Annotated in this window: 16 protein-coding genes; 2 read left to right on the forward strand and 14 right to left on the reverse strand. The window is 62.7% G+C overall.

From position 1 onward, the window contains the following. Positions 1–11: 11 nt before the first annotated feature. From WMW70_RS13010 to leuC, 14 genes are all read right to left on the reverse strand, one after another. Positions 12–1223 carry an O-succinylhomoserine sulfhydrylase gene (locus WMW70_RS13010; RefSeq protein ID WP_341437923.1) on the reverse strand — a complete coding sequence of 404 codons (1212 nt, stop codon included), beginning with the start codon at positions 1221–1223 and terminating at the stop codon, positions 12–14. Between the two features lie 54 nt (positions 1224–1277). Next, positions 1278–2786, reverse strand: coding sequence for an amidophosphoribosyltransferase (purF, locus tag WMW70_RS13015; RefSeq protein ID WP_341438051.1), 1509 nt, complete (start codon positions 2784–2786; stop codon positions 1278–1280). 44 nt (positions 2787–2830) lie between these two features. Then, positions 2831–3385: a CvpA family protein gene (locus WMW70_RS13020; protein ID WP_341437924.1), complete on the reverse strand. Its 555-nt coding sequence runs from the start codon at positions 3383–3385 to the stop codon at positions 2831–2833. Between the two features lie 126 nt (positions 3386–3511). Beyond that, complete coding sequence (locus tag WMW70_RS13025; RefSeq protein WP_341437925.1) at positions 3512–4126, reverse strand: SPOR domain-containing protein; 615 nt, start codon at positions 4124–4126, stop codon at positions 3512–3514. Beyond that, on the reverse strand, positions 4110–5414 hold the full coding sequence (folC, locus tag WMW70_RS13030; RefSeq protein ID WP_341437926.1) for a bifunctional tetrahydrofolate synthase/dihydrofolate synthase: 1305 nt from the start codon (positions 5412–5414) through the stop codon (positions 4110–4112). The genes WMW70_RS13025 and folC overlap by 17 nt, the downstream gene beginning before the upstream one ends. Further along, the gene (gene accD, locus WMW70_RS13035; protein WP_341437927.1) at positions 5411–6295 is read right to left on the reverse strand and encodes an acetyl-CoA carboxylase, carboxyltransferase subunit beta; all 885 of its coding nucleotides are present in this window, start codon (positions 6293–6295) and stop codon (positions 5411–5413) included. The genes folC and accD overlap by 4 nt, the downstream gene beginning before the upstream one ends. Before the next feature lie 219 nt (positions 6296–6514). Beyond that, positions 6515–7141 carry a phosphoribosylanthranilate isomerase gene (locus WMW70_RS13040; protein WP_341437928.1) on the reverse strand — a complete coding sequence of 209 codons (627 nt, stop codon included), beginning with the start codon at positions 7139–7141 and terminating at the stop codon, positions 6515–6517. A 51-nt stretch (positions 7142–7192) separates the two neighbouring features. After that, positions 7193–8059, reverse strand: a complete 867-nt coding sequence (truA, locus tag WMW70_RS13045; RefSeq protein ID WP_341437929.1) for a tRNA pseudouridine(38-40) synthase TruA — start codon at positions 8057–8059, stop codon at positions 7193–7195. 3 nt (positions 8060–8062) lie between these two features. Continuing rightward, positions 8063–10891, reverse strand: a complete 2829-nt coding sequence (locus tag WMW70_RS13050; RefSeq protein ID WP_341437930.1) for a FimV/HubP family polar landmark protein — start codon at positions 10889–10891, stop codon at positions 8063–8065. Between the two features lie 154 nt (positions 10892–11045). Beyond that, positions 11046–12056 carry an aspartate-semialdehyde dehydrogenase gene (locus WMW70_RS13055; RefSeq protein ID WP_341437931.1) on the reverse strand — a complete coding sequence of 337 codons (1011 nt, stop codon included), beginning with the start codon at positions 12054–12056 and terminating at the stop codon, positions 11046–11048. Positions 12057–12208: 152 nt separating this feature from the next. Further along, positions 12209–13321, reverse strand: a complete 1113-nt coding sequence (gene asd / locus WMW70_RS13060) for an aspartate-semialdehyde dehydrogenase (RefSeq protein ID WP_341437932.1) — start codon at positions 13319–13321, stop codon at positions 12209–12211. Positions 13322–13381: 60 nt separating this feature from the next. Next, positions 13382–14464 (reverse strand): 3-isopropylmalate dehydrogenase, encoded by a 1083-nt coding sequence (gene leuB / locus WMW70_RS13065; RefSeq protein WP_341437933.1) that lies wholly within the window; start codon positions 14462–14464, stop codon positions 13382–13384. A 90-nt stretch (positions 14465–14554) separates the two neighbouring features. Then, positions 14555–15202: a 3-isopropylmalate dehydratase small subunit gene (gene leuD / locus WMW70_RS13070; RefSeq protein WP_341437934.1), complete on the reverse strand. Its 648-nt coding sequence runs from the start codon at positions 15200–15202 to the stop codon at positions 14555–14557. Between the two features lie 10 nt (positions 15203–15212). After that, entirely contained in the window at positions 15213–16640 is a 1428-nt protein-coding gene (gene leuC, locus WMW70_RS13075; RefSeq protein WP_341437935.1) for a 3-isopropylmalate dehydratase large subunit, read from the reverse strand. Between the two features lie 217 nt (positions 16641–16857). Here leuC and WMW70_RS13080 point away from each other — a divergent pair, with 217 nt between their 5' ends. Beyond that, entirely contained in the window at positions 16858–17763 is a 906-nt protein-coding gene (locus WMW70_RS13080; protein ID WP_341437936.1) for a LysR family transcriptional regulator, read from the forward strand. Between the two features lie 90 nt (positions 17764–17853). Then, a complete protein-coding gene (locus tag WMW70_RS13085) occupies positions 17854–21171 on the forward strand; it encodes a PAS domain S-box protein (RefSeq protein WP_341437937.1) in 3318 nt (1105 codons plus the stop codon). Positions 21172–21173: the final 2 nt, after the last annotated feature.

Genomic DNA, 21173 nt, shown 5'->3' on the forward strand with positions numbered 1-21173 from the left:
TATCTACCGACTTAGAGCGCCGCCAGACCGCGGGCCAGATCCGCCTTGAGATCGGCCAGATCTTCCAGCCCCACCGCGACGCGGATCAGGTTGTCGCGGATACCGGCATTGGCGCGCTCGGCCGGAGTCAGACGGCCGTGGGAGGTGGTCGCCGGATGGGCGATGGTGGTCTTGGTATCGCCCAGGTTGGTGGTGATGGAGATCACCCGGGTGGCGTCGATAAAGCGCCAGGCCGCTTCCTTGCCGCCCTTGACCTCGAAACTGACCACCGCGCCAAAGGCGCTTTGCTGCAGTTTGGCCAGTTCATGCTGCGGATGGCTGGGCAACCCTGCGTAGTAGACCTGCTCGACCCCGGGTTGCTGCTCCAGCCACTGGGCCAGCTGCAAGGCGCTGGCACAGTGGGCCTGCATACGCACGCGCAGGGTTTCCAGGCCCTTGAGGAAGATCCAGGCATTGAACGGACTGAGGGTCGGCCCGGCGGTACGCAGAAAGCCCACCACCTCCTTCATCAGCTCGGCGCGGCCGGCCACCACGCCGCCCATGCTGCGGCCCTGGCCGTCGATATACTTGGTCGCCGAATGCATGACAATATCGGCCCCGAGCTTGAGCGGCTGCTGCAAAGCCGGGGTACAGAAGCAGTTGTCCACCGCCAGCAGCGCGCCCTTGCCATGGGCGATCTCCGCCAGAGCGGCGATATCCACCAGTTCGGCCAGGGGATTGGACGGCGATTCGACGAACAGCAGCCGGGTGTTTTCCTTGAACGCCGCGGACCAGGCAGCCAGGTCGGAAAGCGGCACATAGTCCACCTCGACGCCGAAGCGCTTGAGGTACTTCTCGAACAGGCTGATGGTCGAACCGAACACGCTGCGCGACACCAGCACATGGTCGCCGCCGCTGCACAGGCTCATGACCATGGCCAGAATCGCCGACATGCCGGACGAGGTGGCCACCGCCTGCTCGGCCCCTTCCAGGGCGGCGATGCGCTCTTCGAAGGCGCGCACCGTGGGGTTGGTGTAACGCGAATAGACATTACCCGGCACCTCGCCGGCAAAGCGCGCGGCGGCGTCGGCAGCGGTGCGGAACACATAGCTGGAGGTCGGGTAAATCGCCTCGCTGTGTTCGCCCTCAGGCGAGCGGTGCTGCCCGGCACGCACCGCCAGGGTGTCGAAACCTACGCCGTCCAGATCGCTGTCCAGACGCCCTGCTTGCCACTCTTCGCTCATATCCCTACCTCATGCCGACGTAGCCCGGAACAAGCCAGGCTAAGGGCTTGCCGCCTAGTTGTTGTACAGGTCGATAATCGCGCTGACCGCCTGGGACTTGACCTTCGAGGCATCGTTGCGCGCCTGCTCGATCTTCTCCAGGTAAGCCGCGTCGACATCGCCGGTGACGTACTTGCCGTCGAACACCGCGCAATCGAAATGCTCAATCTTGATCTTCTTGCTACCACTGACCGCTTCGATCAGATCAGGCAGATCCTGATAGATCAGCCAGTCGGCCCCGATCAGCTCGCAGACTTCCTCGGTGGTGCGGCCGTGAGCGATAAGCTCGTGGGCGCTGGGCATGTCGATACCATAAACGTTCGGGTAGCGCACCGCCGGTGCAGCCGAGCAGAAGTAGACGTTCTTCGCCCCGGCTTCGCGGGCCATCTGGATAATCTGCTTGCAGGTGGTACCGCGCACGATGGAGTCGTCCACCAGCATCACGTTCTTGCCGCGGAATTCCAGTTCGATGGCGTTGAGCTTCTGCCGTACCGATTTCTTCCGCGCCGCCTGGCCAGGCATGATGAAGGTGCGGCCGATATAGCGGTTCTTGACGAAGCCTTCGCGGAACTTCACGCCCAGATGGTTGGCCAGCTCCAGTGCAGCCGTACGGCTGGTGTCGGGAATCGGGATAACCACATCGATATCGTGCTCCGGCCGCTCGCGGAGGATCTTGTCGGCCAGCTTCTCGCCCATGCGCAGGCGCGCCTTGTACACCGACACGCCGTCCATGATCGAGTCGGGGCGAGCCAGGTAGACGTGTTCGAAGATGCACGGCGAGAGCTGCGGATTGCTCGCGCACTGGCGCGTGGTCAGTTTGCCGTCTTCGGTGATATACACCGCCTCACCCGGCTCCAGGTCGCGGATCAGGGTAAAGCCGAGTACGTCCAGCGATACGCTTTCCGAGGCGATCATGTACTCGACGCCTTCGTCGGTGTGGCGCTGACCGAAGACGATCGGACGAATGCCGTTGGGGTCGCGGAAACCGACGATGCCGTAGCCGGTAATCATCGCCACCACCGCATAACCGCCGATGCAGCGTTCATGCACCTGACTGACCGCGGCGAAGATATCTTCCTCGGTCGGCTGCAGCTTGCCGCGCTGGGCCAGCTCGTGGGCGAACACGTTGAGCAGCACTTCCGAATCGGAATTGGTGTTGACGTGGCGCAGGTCGGACTCGTAGATCTCCTTGGCCAGCTGCTCGACGTTGGTCAGGTTGCCGTTATGCGCCAGGGTGATGCCATAGGGCGAGTTGACGTAGAACGGCTGCGCTTCAGCCGAGCTGGAGCTGCCCGCAGTGGGATAACGGACATGACCGATGCCCATATGACCGATCAGGCGCTGCATGTGGCGCTGCTGAAAGACATCACGCACCAGACCGTTGTCCTTGCGCAGGAACAGGCGGCCATCATGGCTGGTGACAATACCGGCAGCATCCTGGCCGCGGTGCTGGAGGACGGTGAGCCCGTCGTACAGCGCCTGATTGACGTTCGATTTACCGACGATACCGACAATGCCGCACATGTAACGCAACCCCTACTCAATGAAACAGGATGATTCTCAATGCGCTACGGCAGCCTGGGCTGCTGCAGCACCTCTTTGAACGGTAATTCAACCGGCGCAGTTACGCCGCTGGCGAGCCACTGACTGGACAGGCTCAGGATAAGGTTCTTCGACCAGTCGGCCACCAGCAAAAAATGCGGCAGCAGACTCGACTCTTGCCACCAGCTGTCCTGCTGCACCGGGGCCAGGCTGACCAGACCGACCAGTACCACCACCAGCAAGCCACCACGGGCAGCGCCAAACACCATGCCGAGAAGACGATCGGTACCGGACAACCCGGTCACCCGAATCAGCTCGCCGATCAGGTAATTGATCAAGGCACCCACCAACAAGGTCACCACGAACAGAATGGCGCAAGCGACGATGACACGCGCCGAGGGTGTTTCAATAAATTCGCCAAGATGCTGCGCCAGTGCGCCGCCAAACATCCAGGCCACCACGCCGGCAATAATCCAGGTCAGCAGCGACAACGCTTCTTTTACGAAACCCCGGCTTAGGCTGATCAGACTGGAAATGGCGACAACGGCGATAATCGCCCAATCGACCCAGGTAAATATCACGATGTGGGTTACCGACGGAAAAGGCGCTGCATTTTAGCAGAGCCCCCGAGCTGGGGTAAGCAAAGGTTTGAGCGCCCGCCGAAATGTCTCAACGCCGGGCGCGGCACTGCGCCCGGCCGACCTGACTCAGCTGGACTCGGGCTGGAAACGCACGACAAAACCGTTGAGCTTGTGCTGCCGGTTGAGCTGATCACGCAGACGATCGGCCTCGCCACGCTCGATCAGCGGCCCGACAAAGACCCGATTCATCCCGTCCACGGTACGGATATAGGCGTTATAGCCCTGGCTGCGCAGGGTTTTCTGCAAGCTCTGCGCACCATCGCGACTGGACAGGCTGGCCAGCTGCACCGACCAACTGACCGGCAGACTATTGGCATCCAGGCGGCTGACGGGTGCAGGAGTCGGCGCGCTCGGCTTGGCCGGTACCAATGCGGGTGTGGCTGGCTCGGCAGCTGGAGCTGGAGCTGGAGCAGCTTCGGGGGCAGTAGCGGGTTCAGCAGCCTGAATATCGTCGCTGGCGACGAGCGATTCATCTGTCAGCGGCTGCGGCTCGGGGACCACCACCGGCTGCATCTCGATTTGCGGCATAGCGGGCGCATCGGGCATGGACGGCGCATCGACCACCACGCGACGCAGCTCATCTTCACGCGACAACAGCATCGGCAGGAAGATAACCGCCAGCGCCAGCAATACCAGCGCCCCCACCATCCGCTGCTTCAATCCTTTATCCAGCAAAGCCATCCTGCACGCCCCCATTGGCTTGGCGGGCCAGCCAATCCAGGGCCTCGGCCACGCAGTAGAAAGATCCGAACACCAGTATTTCATCACCGGCTGCCGCCTGCTCGCACTGAGCCTGCAGCGCCGCCTGCACATCGGCATAGGCCGCTACCTGGGCACCGCTATTGTGCAACTGAGCCTGCAGCTCGGCGGCATCACGGCTGCGCGCGGTCGGCAGCGGGGCCACCGCCCATGCCTGCACCTCGCTCAGCAGCGGCCTCACCACCCCGGCCAGGTCCTTGTCCGCGAGCAGACCGAATACCGCCCGACGCCCCTGCATCGGTCGCTCGGCCAGATGGCGGGCCAGGTACTCGGCCGCCTGGGGATTATGCCCAACATCGAGCAGCAGCGTGAGTGACTTACCCTGCCAATTCACAACCCGGCGATCCAGTCGACCGGTTACCCGGGTGCGCAGCAGTGCGCTGCCGATCTGCTCCGCCTGCCAGGGCAGCCCGGTCAGGGCATAGGCCTGCAGGGCCAGGGCGGCGTTTTCCATGGGCAGGTCGAGCAGCGGCAAGCGCTCGAGTTGCAGCACTTCGCCCTGGCCATTGAGGCCATACCAGGACCAATGCTGCGCCTCGATGCTCAGGTCATAGTCACGGCCCCGCAGAAAGAACGGCGCATCCAGCTCGGCCACGCGATCAAGCAAAGGCTGCGGCGGTTCAAGATCGCCACACAGCGCCGGCATGCCGGCGCGGAAGATCCCGGCCTTCTCGAACGCCACTGACTCACGGGTATCGCCCAGCCAGTCGGCATGATCGATACCGATACTGGTGACCAGGGCGATATCGGCATCCATCAGATTGACCGCATCCAGCCGACCGCCCAGGCCGACCTCGAGCACCACCGCATCCAGGTTCGCCTCGCGGAACAGCCAGAACGCCGCCAGCGTGCCCATTTCAAAATAGGTCAGGGAAATATCGCCACGGGCCGCTTCGACCACGGCAAAGGCCTGGCAGAGCTCGGCGTCGCTGGCGGTGACGCCGGAGATCTGCACGCGCTCGTTGTAACGCAACAGATGGGGTGAGCTGTACAGCCCGACCCTGAGCCCCTGCTCCTGCAGCAATGAGGCAATAAACGCACAGGTAGAACCCTTGCCATTGGTGCCGGTCACCGTGATCATCCGCGGCGCAAGCCGGGTCAGACCCAGCCGCTGCGCCACTTCAGCGCAGCGCTCCAGTCCCATATCGATGGCACTGGGGTGCAACTGCTCCAGGTAAGCCAACCACTCGGCAAGGGAGCGCGCGGTCATGCAGTGGCCGGCAGCGCAGCTGGCGATGGCAAACCCATCAACTGGGCCAGCAGACGCGCCAGGCGCGGGCGCAGTTCGGCACGATGGATGATCATGTCGATGGCACCGTGTTCGATCAGGAACTCGCTGCGCTGGAAGCCTTCCGGCAGTTTCTCACGCACGGTCTGCTCGATCACCCGCGGACCGGCAAAGCCGATCAGGGCCTTGGGCTCGGCCACGATCACGTCGCCAAGCATGGCCAGGCTGGCGGAAACACCGCCATAGACCGGATCGGTCAGCACGGAAATAAAGGGAATCCCCTCTTCGCGCAGGCGTGCCAGTACCGCGGAGGTCTTGGCCATCTGCATCAGGGAAATCAGCGCTTCCTGCATGCGCGCGCCGCCCGAAGCGGAGAAGCACACCAGCGGGCAACGCTGCTCCAGCGCCGCGTTGGCCGCACGCACGAAGCGCTCACCAACGATCGCGCCCATGGAGCCGCCCATAAAGGAGAATTCGAAGGCACAGGTCACGATCGGCATGCCTTCAAGGGTGCCGCGGATGGCGATCAGTGCATCCCTCTCGCCAGTCTGCTTCTGCGCCGCAACGATACGATCCTTGTACTTCTTGCCATCGCGGAATTTCAGGCGGTCAACCGGTTCCAGATCAGCACCCAGCTCTTCGCGCCCTTCGGCGTCGAGAAAGATATCCAGGCGTGCACGGGCCCCGATCCGCATGTGGTGATTACATTTGGGGCAGACATCCAGGGTCTTTTCCAGCTCGGGTTTGTACAGCACCGCATCGCAGGACGGGCACTTGTGCCACAGGCCTTCCGGCACCGAACTCTTCTTGACCTCGGATCGCATGATCGATGGGATCAGTTTGTCTACTAACCAGTTGCTCATGCTCTTGATTCTCCAAAGCGTTAGAGCCGGACAAGCCTGCGACGCCAGGTCGCCGGGCCGATCCAGGCAAATTCACGAGGGCAGCCATGTCAGGGGCCGGCGTACGCGCCCATCGGGCTATTCACGCAACAAACCCGCCACCTGCACTTCGACTGCCTGCAGTATTCATGCAACACCTGCAACAGGGGTATGGACGGCCAAGGGCAGCGCGTCGTCACATCACCCGCCGGCCGTCTTGACCGCGCGCATAAACGCCCGGATCTTTTCTGCATCCTTGATGCCCTTGCCGGCCTCGACGCCACCACTGACATCGACCGCATAGGGCCGCACCTGCCTGATCGCCGCGGCCACATTCTCCGCCACCAGGCCACCGGCCAGGATAATCGGCTTATTCAAACCCTGCGGCACCAGCGACCAGTCGAAAGCCTCGCCCGTACCACCGGGAATGCCCGGCACATAGGTGTCGAGCAAAACCCCCGACGCCTGGCCATAGGCTGCGACCTGAGCCGCCAGATCATCGCCGGGCTTGACCCGCAGCGCCTTGATATAGGGCCGCTGCAAGGCCTCGCAGAAGGCGGGGCTCTCATCCCCATGAAACTGCAACAGGTCCAGGGGGACGGCAGCGAGAATTTCGTCGAGCTCCTGCCTGCTGGCATCGACAAACAGCCCCACCGTGGTCACGAAGGGTGGCAAGGCGGCAATGATGGCCCGCGCCTGCTGCACACTGACCGCACGCGGGCTCTTGGCATAGAACACCAGACCTATGGCATCCGCGCCCGCCTCGGCGGCCGACAATGCGTCTTCTATGCGGGTAATGCCACAGATCTTGCTGCGAACGACTGACAACAGGATCACCTCAAGATATTCGACCAGAGCCGGATGCTAACAAATAGCCTTTCAGGCGTCAGCCGCCACATCCGCCAAACCGGAGAGAAAATGCGGCCCCAGATAACGCCTGGGCAAATCGAACTCGGCCGGATAATCGACCTGCACCAGATACAAGCCATAAGGATGCGCCGTCACCCCACCCGTGCGCCGCACGCGAGTTTCCAGCACTTCCTGGGCCCACTCAACAGGCCGTTCCCCTGCCCCGATGGTCATCAGCACCCCGGCGATATTGCGCACCATATGGTGGAGGAAGGCATTGGCGCGGATATCCAGCACGATAAAGCGCCCGTGCTGCAGCAGCTCCAGGTGATGCACCGTCTTGATCGGCGACTTGGCCTGGCACTGGCGCGCGCGAAAGGCGCTGAAGTCGTGGGTGCCGACAAAAGCCTTGGCTGCCTCGCGCATGCGCTCGATATCCAGCGGCCGATGATTCCAGGTCACCTCTTCGGCCATATGCGCCGGGCGGATCTGATCGTTGTAGATCACATAGCGATAGCGCCGCGCCTGGGCACAGAAGCGCGCATCGAAATGTGCCGGCATCGACCTGGCCCAGGTCACGCTGATATCGGCGGGCAGGTTCATGTTCGCCCCCATCACCCAGGCATGCATGGAGCGCTCGACAGTGGTCGCGAAATGCACCACCTGGGCACTGGCATGTACCAAGGCATCGGTGCGCCCGGCGCAGCTCAGGGTAACCGCAGCGCCGCCCGCGACTTTCGACAGGGCTTTTTCCAGGGACTCCTGAATCGAAGGCACACCCGCCCGCTGGCGCTGAAAGCCACGGTAGCGCGAGCCTTTGTATTCGACCCCGAGGGCGATTTTGAAAACGCCAACGGCAGCCGAATCGGCTGCCGCTGTAGTGAGACCATCAGACATGTATCAAACCAGTTTAGCGATCAGCTCGCGGGCTTCCTGCTGCTGACCATCGTTACCTTCGGCGATGACTTCATCGAGGATGTCGCGAGCACCTTCGGTGTCACCCATATCGATATAGGCGCGTGCCAGATCGAGCTTGGTCGCGGTTTCATCGGTACCGGAGAGGAAGTCGAAGTCGTCATCGCCATCCATGCCTGAATCGGACAGGCCGGAGCTGGCTGGCATGCCCAGATCATCAGGCTGATCCAGATCACCAGCCAGCTGATCCAGCTCCGCATTCACCTCGTCGAGCTGGGCAGCAAAGCTGTCGCTGCTCGGCTGGGCGGGCAGTTCATCATTCAAAGCCAGATCGAAGTCGGCCGACAGATCGAAGCCATTGTCAGCCTCCTCTGCTGCAGGCTCGGGGGCCGCTGCGGGCAGCTCATTCTTGACCGGAGCAGCGCTCGGCTCGTCGTCCAGGCTCAACAGAAACTCGTCTTCGGCGGCCGTTTCAAGCTCAAGCGGCGCGTCCAGATCCAGGCTGAAATCGGCCAGATCATCTTCGGTTGCCAGGCTTTCACCAGCGGCCTCGTCCAGGCTCAGATCGAAACCCAGCTCGTCGTCTTCTTTGGCTTTCGGCTCGACCGGCGCACTGAAGTCCATATCGCTATCCAGCGACAGGCTGTCCATATCGTTTGAGCCCGCCGCTTTACCGGCCGCCTGCAGATCACGCTCCAGATCAGCCTCCAGATCGTCCAGACTGAGGTCGAAGGCATCGTCCAGATCGCCGCCTGCAGCGGGCGCGGTCGGCTCATCCAGCGCCAGGTCATCGAAGCTGAAGTCGCTCAGGTCGTCATCCTCAGCACTGGCAGTCGCCGCAAAACCAGCAGCACCGGCAGCGACGAGCATGGCGGGATACTTGGCCTTGATCTGATCGACTTCGGAAGCGCTGCCGCCGATTTCACGCAGTTCGTTGTCCTGACGGGCAAAGCCTTCGCGGTCGCCCAGCTCGGCATAGACCTCCATCAGTTTCAAGCGCAGGTCACTGCGCTGCGGCTCATCATTAATGGCCCCCTGCAGCAACTCCGCGGCCTGATTGAAGCGTCCGTAGGCAATGTAGATATCGGCCTCGCCCAAAGCATCACCGGTTTGTGCGGCTACACGCTCTTCAGCCGGAGCAGACGCCTGCTCGCCAGCCAGATCGTCCGCAGCATCGAAGCTATCGGCTGGCAGGGCCATATCGGCACCCAGATCAACACCCTGCCCGTCCGCCGCCAGGCTTTCCTGCAGTTCGGCTTCCTTGAGGGCATTGCGGCGCGACAGCATCATCAGCGCCAGCAGCAAAACCAGCAAAGCACCACCACCGGCGATGCCCAGCATCATCGGGTTAGCGAGAAACTCATCAAGTGGACTGGTCTCGACCGGCGGCTCTACCACTGGTGGCGCAACGGCCACCACAGGGGCTGCCGGCTTGACCGGAGCTGGTTTGGCCGGCGCAGGCGGCTCGCTGACTTGCGGCGCAGCCGCCTCAGGCTGAGCGGCCGGAGCCGGTTCTTCGCTGTAATTGAAATCCTGCTCGGGCTCGGCTACTGGCTCAACGGGCCTAGCCGGCACCTGTGCTTCGGGGGTTTGCGCGAGTGCCGGTGCCTCGACACTGGCCTCAGGTGCCGGCGCAGGCGCAGCGGCCTCGACCGCTGGAGCCACTGCGGGGGCCTGCCTCTGGGCAGCCAGGTCAGCCTGCAGCTTGGCCATCTGATCGTCTTTGAGCTGAATCAGGCGCTGCAGCTTGTCGAGCTGGCTCTGCAGATCGCCCATGCGATCCTTCAGCTCGGCATTTTCCCGACGAGTGGAATCGAGGCTTTCCTGAGTCACCGCCAGCTTGTCGGCCAGGGCCTTGCTGTCGGCAGTACCGGTATCGCTACCGGCGGTGGCCTTGCCGGTATCGGCCGCGACCAGTTTCAGGCTGTCGCCAGCCGCCGCTTTGGCAGGCGCATCGCCAGCCACGGTACGTTTGGTGGCATCCAGCTGGCGCGCGGTACCGCCGGCCAGGCTGCGGCCTTCGCGCCATGCGGCGTTCTGCTCGGCGACCTGGGCAATGGCCTCGGCCTGGCCTCGGCTCTTGACCTGCTCGGCGTCCGGTAGACGCAAAACCTGACCGCTTTTCAGGCGATTGATATTGCCGCCGATAAAGGCATCCGGATTCAGCGCCTGGATGGCCAGCATGGTCTGATGCACGCTACCGCCGGGTACGCGCTGGGCAATTTCCCAGAGGGTGTCATTGGCAGTGGTCTTGTATTCGTTGCCATTCAGAGCCCTTGGCGCGGCAGGCGCGGCCGGAGCCACGGGTGCACCGCTGGCTTGCACCGGACGCGGCGCAGCGGCGACTTGCGGGCGCGGCGCGGGGGCAGCGACCGGTAGCTGCGGCGCTGCAGGGATCACGGCCTGCGGGCTGTAAAGAGGCGGATCGAGCAGCAGGGTGTACTCACGCAGCAGGCGACCGTTAGGCCACAGCACCTCAACTAGGAAGTTCAGGTAGGGCTCACGCAGCGGCTTGCTCGAGGTAACGCGGATAACGCTCTTGCCGTTGGGCTTGAGTACCGGAGTGAACTTGAGATCGGTCAGAAAATACTGACGATCCACCCCCGCCTTGTTGAATTCTTCGGGAGACGCGAGGCTGGGCCGCAGCTCGCTGGAGGTCAGGTCACGCACTTCCAGCAGCTCGATTTCAGCCACCAACGGCTGATTCAGCGCCGACTGCAAGGTCACCTCACCCAGTCCCAGCGCATGCGCCATACCGGAGGACAGTGCCGAAGCAGCTGCGATTGCCAGCACCAGTTTGCGAACCCGAACCATAGCGTTATCCCTTGTTTTATCTTTTTTTCTCGCCAGGCGAGAGGATCTTGGAAATTGCTGCCTGCACCACCCGAAGGTGTAGCCCCATCCAGCAATCAACTCAGCCAGTATTGCCAAGCTCGAAAGATTCTTCAAATTTCCAGCTAAGTATCTTTTACAGATAGTGTTTTATCAACAACTCGGCCAATTGCACAGCATTCAGGGCAGCGCCTTTTCTTACATTATCAGACGCAATCCACAAATTGAGTTCACAGGGATCATCCAGGCCGGCGCGAACTCGGCCGACATAGACCTCATCCTGCCCCACCGCGTCGCCCACCACCGTCGGATAATCGCCGGATTCTACATATTCCACAGCCGGCGCGGCTTCCAGGGCATCACGCAGAGATTGCAGATCGAACGCCGAGGCGCACTGCAGCGATACGCTGAAACTGTCGCCAAAGAACACCGGGGCCTGTATGCAGGTGGCCGACACCTGCAACTGTGGCGCAGCCAGCAGGGTTTTCAGTTCGAGAGCCATGCGCCGCTCCAGCGCGCCATGACCTTCACCATCGCATTCATCGACCTGCCCCAGCAGATTGAACGCCATCTGCCGATCAAACAGTTGCGGCTCGAAAGCGCGGCCATTGAGCAGCTCGGCGGTCTGCCGCGCCAATTCGGAAACCCCTGCCCGGCCTCGGCTGGAAACCGCCAGACAGGCGGTAACGGTCAGCCGCTGCGGGCTCAGGTGCGCCCCCAGCACCGCCAGCACAGTGGCCAGGGCGATACTCGGCGCACTCGGGCTGGCCAGCAGATAAGGGGCAGACAGTGTCGCCAGAACCTCGGCATTCACTTCGGGGATGACCCGCGGGGCCAGCTCCTCGGGCAGAGCGCCGGTCAGATCGATCACCGCACAGCCCGCCGCCCTGGCCTGGGTGGCATATTCCTGGGTCACGGCCGCGCCGGCAGTAAAGAAGGCCAGACGCACATTGGCAAAGTCGAAGGACTCGATAGAGCGTACCCGCAGGTTCTTGCCCTTGAAGGACAGTGAGCCGCCCGCCGAATCACCACTGGCAATCAGATGCAGGTTCGCCACCGGGAAATCGCGCTCCTCGAGCAACTGCACCAGGGTTTCCCCCACACTTCCGGTGGCACCGATCACTGCGATATCAAAACTACGGGTCATGGCAAGGCTTCTAGCGAAATAAGCCCAGCACTGTATAACCGCATCGGCCAAATGCAAAGAAGCGGGCTTGCCAGCGGTCGAACTTTCATTCGATCACCGGCAAACCCGCTTCTTCAGCACCCCCGCAGTCTCGTCAGCAGAGACTCAGGACATCAACGCTCCAGCAGAATCCGCAGCATGCGCCGCAGTGGCTCGGCCGCGCCCCACAATAGCTGGTCACCGACGGTGAACGCACCGAGGTACTGCGACCCCATGTTGAGCTTGCGCAGACGACCGACCGGCACGCTCAGGGTACCAGTTACCGCGGTCGGCCCCAGTTCGCGGATGCTCGCCTCACGCTGGTTCGGCACCAGTTTGACCCAGGGGTTGTGCTGGCTGATCAAGCCTTCGATATCGGCCATGGGCACGTCTTTGTTCAACTTGATGGTCAGCGCCTGGCTGTGGCAACGCATGGCACCGATGCGCACACACAGACCATCGACCGGAATCGGGTTCTTGAAACGGCCGAGTATCTTGTTGGTTTCCGCCTGACCCTTCCACTCTTCACGGCTCTGGCCGTTGGGCAGCTCCTTGTCGATGTAAGGAATCAGGCTGCCTGCCAGGGGCACGCCAAAGTTGTCGACCGGGAAGGACTCGCCGCGCATGGCCTCGGCCACCTTGCGGTCGATATCCAGAATGGCGCTGGCTGGATCGGCCAGCTCATCGGCCACCGAGGCGTTGATCGCACCCATCTGCTTGATCAGCTCGCGCATGTTCTGCGCACCGGCACCGCTTGCCGCCTGATAGGTCATGGCGCTCATCCACTCGACCAGACCGGCTTCGTAGAGGCCGCCCAACGCCATCAGCATCAGGCTGACGGTGCAGTTACCACCGATATAGTTCTTGGTACCGGCATCGAGCTGCTGGTCGATCACCTTGCGGTTGACCGGATCGAGCACGATGACCGAGCTGTCGTCCATGCGCAGCGAGGAGGCGGCATCGATCCAGTAGCCCTGCCAGCCGGCTTCGCGCAGCTTGGGGAAGACTTCACTGGTGTAGTCGCCCCCCTGACAGGTCAGGATCACGTCGAGGCTTTTCAGCTCGTCGATGCTGTAGGCGTCCTTCAGCGGGGCAATCTCCTTGCCAATCGCCGGACCCTGACCGCCGACATTGGAAGTGGTGAAGAACACCGGTTCGATCAAGTCGAAATCCTGCTCTTCTAGCATGCGCTGCATCAGCACGGAACCCACCATGCCACGCCAACCGATCAGACCTACACGTTTCATAGCCACTGCACCTTTATAAACAAGCAGACCGCCGGAGTTAGCGCCGACGGGCAGAGAAGATTACAGACTGCGCAGCGCGGAAACCACCGCATCGCCCATTGCCGCCGTACCGACCTTGGTCGTACCGGCAGAAAGAATATCGCCAGTGCGCAGGCCCTGATCCAGCACCAGGCTGACCGCCTGCTCGATGGCATCGGCCGCCGCGGCCTGGTTGAAGCTGTAACGCAGCATCATCGACACCGACAGAATGGTCGCCAACGGATTGGCAATGCCCTGTCCGGCGATATCCGGCGCGCTGCCGTGGCACGGCTCGTACATGCCCTTGTTGTTGGCATCCAGGGACGCCGACGGCAGCATGCCGATGGAGCCGGTAAGCATGGAGGCCTCGTCCGAGAGAATGTCGCCGAACATATTGTCGGTGACCATCACGTCGAACTGCTTGGGCGCGCGCACCAGCTGCATGGCGGCGTTATCCACATACATATGGCTGAGCTCGACGTCCGGGTAATCCTTGGCCACTTCCTCGACCACGGCGCGCCACAGTTGGCTGGACGCCAGCACGTTGGCCTTGTCCACCGAGCAGAGCTTGTTGCCGCGCACGCGAGCCATATCGAAACCGACCCGGGCGATACGGCGCACTTCGCTTTCGCTGTACGGCAGGGTGTCGTAGGCCATGCGCTCGCCGTTTTCCAGCACCTTGCTCTCGCGCGGCTGGCCGAAGTAGATGCCACCGGTCAGCTCACGCACGATCAGGATATCCAGCCCCGCTACCACTTCCGGCTTCAGCGAGGAAGCATCAGCCAGCTGCGGGTAGAGAATGGCCGGACGCAGGTTGGCGAACAGCCCCAGTTGCGAACGGATTTTCAGCAGGCCGCGCTCGGGGCGGATGGCCGGATCGATCTTGTCCCACTTCGGCCCGCCAACGGCACCGAGCAGAATGGCGTCGGCGGCGCGGGCGCGCTCCAGGGTTTCATCGGCCAGGGGCACGCCGTACTTGTCTACGGCCGCGCCGCCCAGTTCGTCGAAGCTCAGCTCGAAACCCAGGCTGTACTTGTCGTTGACCAGCTCCAGCACCTTGACCGCTTCGGCCATGATTTCCGGGCCGATACCGTCGCCTGGGAGAATCAGAATCTGCTTGCTCATCTTGCCCTCAATACGCCATGGGGTGCGCCGTGCGCACCATTTATTCGTTGAACCGGTGCGCGCGGCCTAGGCGGCCCCGCCCACCCTCACTTACTTGATCGCGCCGAACAGCCAGGGGCTGCGCTGCTGGTAACCGACCTCGAAGGCCTTGATCGCGTCGCTGTCCTGCAGGGTCAGGCCAATATCGTCCAGACCATTGAGCAGGCAATGCTTGCGGAAGGCATCGACCTCGAAGCTGTACTGCACACCATCCGGACGGGTCACGGTTTGCGCAGCCAGGTCGACGGTCAGCTGATAGCCGACGGTGGCCTCGGCCTGCTGGAACAGCGCATCGACCTCGTCTTCCTTGAGAATGATCGGCAGCAGACCGTTCTTGAAACTGTTGTTGTAGAAGATGTCGGCAAAGCTCGGCGCGATGATGGTGCGAAAGCCGTACTCTTCCAGCGCCCAGGGCGCATGCTCGCGGGATGAGCCGCAACCGAAGTTCTCCCGTGCCAGCAACACACTGGCACCCTGGTAACGCGGGAAGTTCAGCACGAACTCCTGATTGACCGGGCGCTTGGAGTTGTCCTGATTCGGCTGCCCGACGTCGTGGTAACGCCACTCATCGAACAGGTTGGGGCCGAAGCCCGTGCGCTTGATCGACTTCAAGAACTGCTTGGGGATGATCTGGTCGGTGTCGACGTTGGCGCGATCCAGTGGAGCGACCAGGCCGGTATGTTGGGTAAAAGCTTTCATGCTCGAGTCCTCAGGCCTGGATCAATTCACGCACATCGATAAAGCGGCCGGTCACTGCCGCCGCCGCCGCCATCGCCGGGCTGACCAGGTGAGTACGCCCACCGGCCCCCTGACGGCCTTCGAAGTTGCGGTTGGAGGTGGAGGCGCAATGCTCGCCGCTGCCGAGTTTGTCCGGGTTCATCGCCAGGCACATGGAGCAGCCCGGCTCGCGCCATTCAAAACCGGCTTCGATAAAGATCTTGTCCAGCCCTTCCTGTTCCGCCTGGGCTTTGACCAGACCGGAGCCCGGCACCACCATGGCCTGCTTGATGGTTGCGGCGACCTTGCGACCCTTGGCCACCTCGGCAGCGGCGCGCAGGTCTTCGATCCGCGAGTTGGTGCAGGAACCGATAAACACGCGATCGAGCTGGATATCGGTGATCGCCTGATTGGCACTCAGGCCCATATATTTCAAAGCTCGGATGATGGAGTCCTTCTTCACCGGGTCGCTCTCGGCGGCCGGGTCCGGCACGTTTTGATCCACGGCCAGAACCATTTCCGGCGAAGTGCCCCAGCTGACCTGCGGTTTGATGTCCTCGGCACGCAGCTCGACCACGGTATCGAATACAGCATCGGCATCGGACACCAGGTCCTGCCACTGCGCCACTGCAGCGGCCCAATCAGCACCCTTGGGTGCGAACGGACGGCCTTCGACGTAATCGATGGTCTTCTGATCCACCGCCACCAGGCCGACACGGGCACCAGCCTCGATGGACATATTGCAGATGGTCATGCGCCCTTCCAGCGAAAGCTCGCGGATCGCGCTACCGGCGAACTCCAGGGCATGGCCATTGCCGCCGGCGGTGCCGATCTTGCCAATGACGGCAAGCACGATGTCCTTGGCTGTCACGCCGAACGGCAGTTTGCCTTCGACCAGCACCTGCATGTTCTTCATCTTCTTCGCCACCAGGCACTGGGTCGCCAGCACATGCTCGACTTCCGAGGTGCCGATGCCGTGGGCCAGCGCGCCGAATGCGCCATGGGTGGAGGTGTGCGAGTCGCCACAAACCACGGTCATGCCCGGCAGGGTCGCGCCCTGCTCCGGGCCGACCACGTGGACGATGCCCTGGCGCACGTCGTTCATCTTGAATTCGAGGATGCCGAAGTCGTCGCAGTTCTCGTCCAGGGTCTGCACCTGAATGCGCGAGACTTCATCGGCGATGGCTTCCAGGCCGCCCTGACGCTCAGCCTTGGTGGTCGGCACGTTGTGGTCGGGGGTGGCGATGTTGGCGTCGATGCGCCACGGCTTGCGGCCGGCCAGACGCAAGCCCTCGAAGGCCTGGGGCGAGGTCACTTCGTGGAGAATATGCCGGTCGATATAGATCAGCGACGAACCATCGTCGCGGCGCTTGACCTCATGCATTTCCCAAAGCTTGTCGTAGAGCGTTTTGCCGGCCATCAGCGTTTTCCTCATCAGCATCTTTCTATGCCTGGGGCGAATGGCCCTCTGGCTTATGGGGCAATCCTATGGGCTGCCATCGAATTACTCAAATTCATATTTTTTATTCAAAGGATTCCTTGCAGGAATAGCGATAGTCTGTAAGCCTCAAGGTGCAAGCAAGGAGCCACAGCCTTGCTCTTGCTGCCTATGGCTTATCACTTGGAGCTAGTGCGTTATGGACCTCGCCACCCTCAACGCCTTTATCGCCATCGCCGAGCTGGGCAGCTTTTCGGAGGCGGCCGAGCGCCTGCATCTGACCCAGCCAGCGGTGAGCAAACGCATCGCCAGCCTGGAGCTGCAGCTCAATGTGCGCCTGTTCGACCGCCTGGGCCGCGAGGTGAGCCTGACCGAGGCTGGCCGCGCCCTGCTGCCGCGGGCCTATCAGATTCTCAATGTACTCGATGATACGCGCCGCGCCCTGACCAACCTCAATGGCGAGATAAGCGGCCGCCTGACCCTCGCCACCAGCCACCATATCGGCCTGCATCGCCTGCCGCCGCTGCTGCGCGCCTTTACCCGTGCACACCCACAGGTAGCCCTGGACATCCAGTTCCTCGACTCCGAAGTGGCTTATGAAGAGGTGCTGCACGGCCGCGCCGAACTGGCGGTGATCACCCTGGCCCCGGAAACTCGCGAGCCGGTGCATGCGGTGGCCGTGTGGGACGACCCGCTGGATTTCGTCGCCGCCCCCGAGCATCCACTGGCACGCAGCCAGACGATCAGCCTGGCCGACGTGGCGCATCATCCGGCGGTATTTCCCGGCGGCAACACCTTTACCCACCATATTGTGCGCCGCCTGTTCGAAGCACAGGGGCTGACACCGAACATCGCCATGAGCACCAACTACCTGGAAACCATCAAGATGATGGTCTCCATCGGCCTGGCCTGGAGCGTGCTGCCGCGCACCATGCTCGACGACCAGGTGGCCCGCCTGCCCCTGCCCGGCATCCAGCTGTCGCGCCAACTGGGCTATATCTCCCACACCGAGCGTACCCTGTCGAATGCCGCGCGGGCCTTTATGACCCTGCTCGACAGTCAGCGCGACAGCCTTGCACTGCCGACAGACAAGAGGCTAACGTGAGGCATAACGATAAAAAAGGCCCACCCATGAGCCAAGCCTGTCGCCCCGAGCACGGTTACACCACCCGATGGCCCAAAGGAAGAGTCGGTTGTGACCCAATACAGTGACCGCCGCCCACCACTGCCTTTTATCCCGGCACTGGACCCTGCTGAATTCGAAAACGCCTGGAATGACGCCCCGCGCCTGCTGCGCGCCTTGAACGGGGCCAAACTGGGCACCTGGTACTGGGACATCGAAAGCGGCCGGGTCAGCTGGTCGCGCGGCGCGCAGGCACTGTTCGGCCTCGACCCCAGGAAACCCCTGGATACCCAGATCAACTATATCGACCTGATTCCACCCGAAGATCGCGCCGAAGTCCTCCAGCTGTTCGAACAGTTGCTGGCCGGCACCCCCAGCACCCGTGCGTTTCGCCACCGCATCATCTGGCCGGACGAAAGCCTGCACTGGCTGGAAATCAGCGGCAGCCTGCAACTGGATGCCGACGGCAAACAACGGGTGATGGGGGTGATCCGCGATATCAGCGGGCAGCAGGCGCGTGAACAGGCGCTGCGCAGCAGCGAGGAAAAATTCGCCCAGGCCTTCCACTACACCCCGGACGCCGTGCTCATCTCCGACAAAGCCACCGGGCGCTTTATCGAGATCAATGCCGGCTTTACCCGCCAGTTCGGCTGGACCAGCCAGGAAACCCTGGGCCGCACCTCGGTGGAACTGGGCATCTGGGCCCACCCCGGCGACCGCCTGCGAATGCTCGAAGCCATCGAGAACAATGCCCTCGACGGCCTGGAAGTCAGCCTCTACCACCGCGATGGCAGCCTGCGCCGCAACCTCCTGTTCGGCGGTGCGATACTGCTGGATGGTTGCACCTGCCTGGTGCTGTCGCTACGCGACATCACCGAGCAGCGCAAACAGGAGCAGGCCCTGCAGGACAGCCAGGAACGCCTGAACCTGGCCCTGGAGTCCGCCGACCTGGGCACCTGGGACTGGCATATCCCCAGCAATATGCTGTTTGGCTCGGTGCGCGCTGCGAAGCTCCACGGCCTGGCGGAGCAACCCTTTCATGACGACTTCCGTAAGTTCTTCAGTTTCGTCCCCCTGGAAGACCGCCGCGCCATGCGCGACCACTACAAGAGTCTGGTCGAAGGCAGCGCCCAGGACTACCAGGTAACCTACCGCGCCATCTATGCCAACCAGGAAGTGCATTACCTGGAGAGCACCGCCAAGCTCTACCGCGACGCCCAGGGCAGGCCCGAGCGCATGGCCGGCATCCTGATCGACATCAGCGAGCGGGTTCGCCGCGAGCAGCGCCTGAAGGCATCCGAGGAAAAGTTCGCCACCCTGTTCCAGGCCAGCCCCGACCCCATCGCCCTGACCACGGTGCCGGACGGCCGCGTAGTGGAAATCAACCCCAGCTTCACCCAGGTGTTCGGCTGGCAGCCCGAACAGGTGGTGGGGCGCACCATGCTGGAACTCAAATTCTGGGCCAATATAGAGGTGCGCGCGGCACTCTTCGTAAAGTTCCACCGGCAGCAGAAACTGGATAACGAGGTCGCCGACTTTCTCGACCGCCTGGGCCGCAAACTCACCTGCGTGGTCTCGACCCGACCGATCGAAATCGGCAGCCAGTCCTGCATTCTCACCTCGTTTCGCGATATCAGCGCGCGCCAGCAGGCCGAAGCCGCGCTCAAAGCCAGCCAGGAGAAGTTCGCCAAGGCCTTCCACTCCAGCCCGGACGCCATCACCATCACCGAGCGCGATACGGGCCGTTATATCGAGGTCAACCAGGGTTTCAGCCGCCTGACCGGCTACCAGGCCGACGAGGTTATCGGCCGCAGCGCCAGCGAACTCAACGTCTGGGCCGACCCGCAGGAGCGGGTGCAGATGGTGCAGCGGCTGATGCAGGACGGCCACGTCTACCATATGGAAATGCACGGCCGGCACCGCGACGGCACGATCAAGCTGGTCGAGGTCTCGGTCGAACCGATCGAACTGAACGCCACCCCCTGCCTGCTGCTGACCGCCCGCGATATCAGCGAACTCAAGCATGCCCAGGCCCAGGTGCAGCACCTGGCCTACCACGACTCGCTGACCAACCTGCCCAATCGCGCCCTGCTGCTCGACCGCCTGACCCAGCAGATCGCCCTGCTCAAGCGCCATGAACTGCGCGGCGCACTGCTGTTTCTCGACCTCGACCATTTCAAGCACATCAACGACTCCCTCGGCCACCCGGTCGGCGACGCGGTGCTCAAGCTGGTCACCGCGCGCCTGGAAGCCAGCGTGCGCCAGGAAGACACGGTGGCACGCCTGGGTGGCGACGAGTTCGTGGTGCTGCTCTCGGGCCTGGAAGGCAAGCGCTCGACCGTGGTGCGCCAGGCCCGCGGGGTGGCGGAGAAACTGCGCCAGCTGCTGGCCGAACCCATGCTGCTCGATGGCCAGAGGCTGCAGGTTACCCCCAGCATCGGCATCGCCCTGATCCCCGACCATGGCGACACCCCGGCGGACCTGCTCAAGCGCGCCGATATTGCCCTGTACCGCGCCAAGGACTCGGGTCGCAACTGCATCCAGCTGTTTCGCAACACCATGCAGAAGGCCGCCAGCGAACGCCTGCGCCTGGAGAACGACCTGCGCCTGGCCCTGGCCCGCGGCGAGTTCGAATTGCATTTCCAGCCCCAGGTCGACGCCCGCAACAACCAGATCATCGGTGCCGAAGCCCTGCTGCGCTGGTGTCACCCGACCCTGGGCGCACAGTCGCCAGCCCTGTTTATCCATGTGCTGGAAGAAAGCGGGCTGATTCTCGAAGTCGGCGGCTGGGTTCTGGCCGAAGCCTGCCACGCCTGCGCCCAGCTGCTCAGGGACGGCCTGGTCGACGCCAGCCAGTTCAGCCTGTGCGTGAATATCAGCCCCCGGCAGTTCCGCCAGAACGACTTCGTCGAGCGCGTGGAAAGCAGCCTGGCCGCCAGCAAGCTACCCGCCGGGATGCTCAAGCTGGAGATCACCGAAGGCATCGTGATCCAGAATATCGACGACACCATCGCCAAGATGAATCGCCTCAAACGCGTCGGCGTCAGCTTCGCCATGGACGACTTCGGCACCGGCTACAGCTCCCTGACCTACCTCAAGCGCCTGCCGGTGGACGTGCTGAAGATCGACCAGTCGTTCGTGCGCGACGCCACCCTCGACGTCAACGATGCGGAAATCATCCGCGCCATCGTCGCCATGGCCCGCAGCCTGGGCCTGGCGATGATTGCCGAAGGGGTCGAACAGCGCGACCAGCTGGACTTCCTCCAGCAGCAGGGCTGCCACCACTACCAGGGCTACCTGTTCAGCAAACCGGTGCCCCTGACGCAGTTCCGCAGCCTGCTGGAAGAAAACAGCCAGCCCAACCCGGTAAAAACAACAAGGGCACCCTAGGT

This window comes from Pseudomonas sp. XK-1 (assembly GCF_038069885.1).
In the GTDB taxonomy this organism is placed as follows: Bacteria; Pseudomonadota; Gammaproteobacteria; order Pseudomonadales; family Pseudomonadaceae; genus Aquipseudomonas.

Bases quoted from the DNA above. Each gene is read 5' to 3' on its own strand.
- WMW70_RS13010 (WP_341437923.1), bottom strand. From the start codon at position 1,223: ATGAGCGAAGAGTGGCAAGCAGGGCGTCTGGACAGCGATCTGGACGGC.
- purF (WP_341438051.1), bottom strand. From the start codon at position 2,786: ATGTGCGGCATTGTCGGTATCGTCGGTAAATCGAACGTCAATCAGGCG.
- WMW70_RS13025 (WP_341437925.1), bottom strand. From the start codon at position 4,126: ATGGCTTTGCTGGATAAAGGATTGAAGCAGCGGATGGTGGGGGCGCTG.
- folC (WP_341437926.1), bottom strand. From the start codon at position 5,414: ATGACCGCGCGCTCCCTTGCCGAGTGGTTGGCTTACCTGGAGCAGTTG.
- accD (WP_341437927.1), bottom strand. From the start codon at position 6,295: ATGAGCAACTGGTTAGTAGACAAACTGATCCCATCGATCATGCGATCC.
- truA (WP_341437929.1), bottom strand. From the start codon at position 8,059: ATGTCTGATGGTCTCACTACAGCGGCAGCCGATTCGGCTGCCGTTGGC.
- WMW70_RS13050 (WP_341437930.1), bottom strand. From the start codon at position 10,891: ATGGTTCGGGTTCGCAAACTGGTGCTGGCAATCGCAGCTGCTTCGGCA.
- WMW70_RS13055 (WP_341437931.1), bottom strand. From the start codon at position 12,056: ATGACCCGTAGTTTTGATATCGCAGTGATCGGTGCCACCGGAAGTGTG.
- asd (WP_341437932.1), bottom strand. From the start codon at position 13,321: ATGAAACGTGTAGGTCTGATCGGTTGGCGTGGCATGGTGGGTTCCGTG.
- leuB (WP_341437933.1), bottom strand. From the start codon at position 14,464: ATGAGCAAGCAGATTCTGATTCTCCCAGGCGACGGTATCGGCCCGGAA.
- leuD (WP_341437934.1), bottom strand. From the start codon at position 15,202: ATGAAAGCTTTTACCCAACATACCGGCCTGGTCGCTCCACTGGATCGC.
- leuC (WP_341437935.1), bottom strand. From the start codon at position 16,640: ATGGCCGGCAAAACGCTCTACGACAAGCTTTGGGAAATGCATGAGGTC.
- WMW70_RS13080 (WP_341437936.1), top strand. From the start codon at position 16,858: ATGGACCTCGCCACCCTCAACGCCTTTATCGCCATCGCCGAGCTGGGC.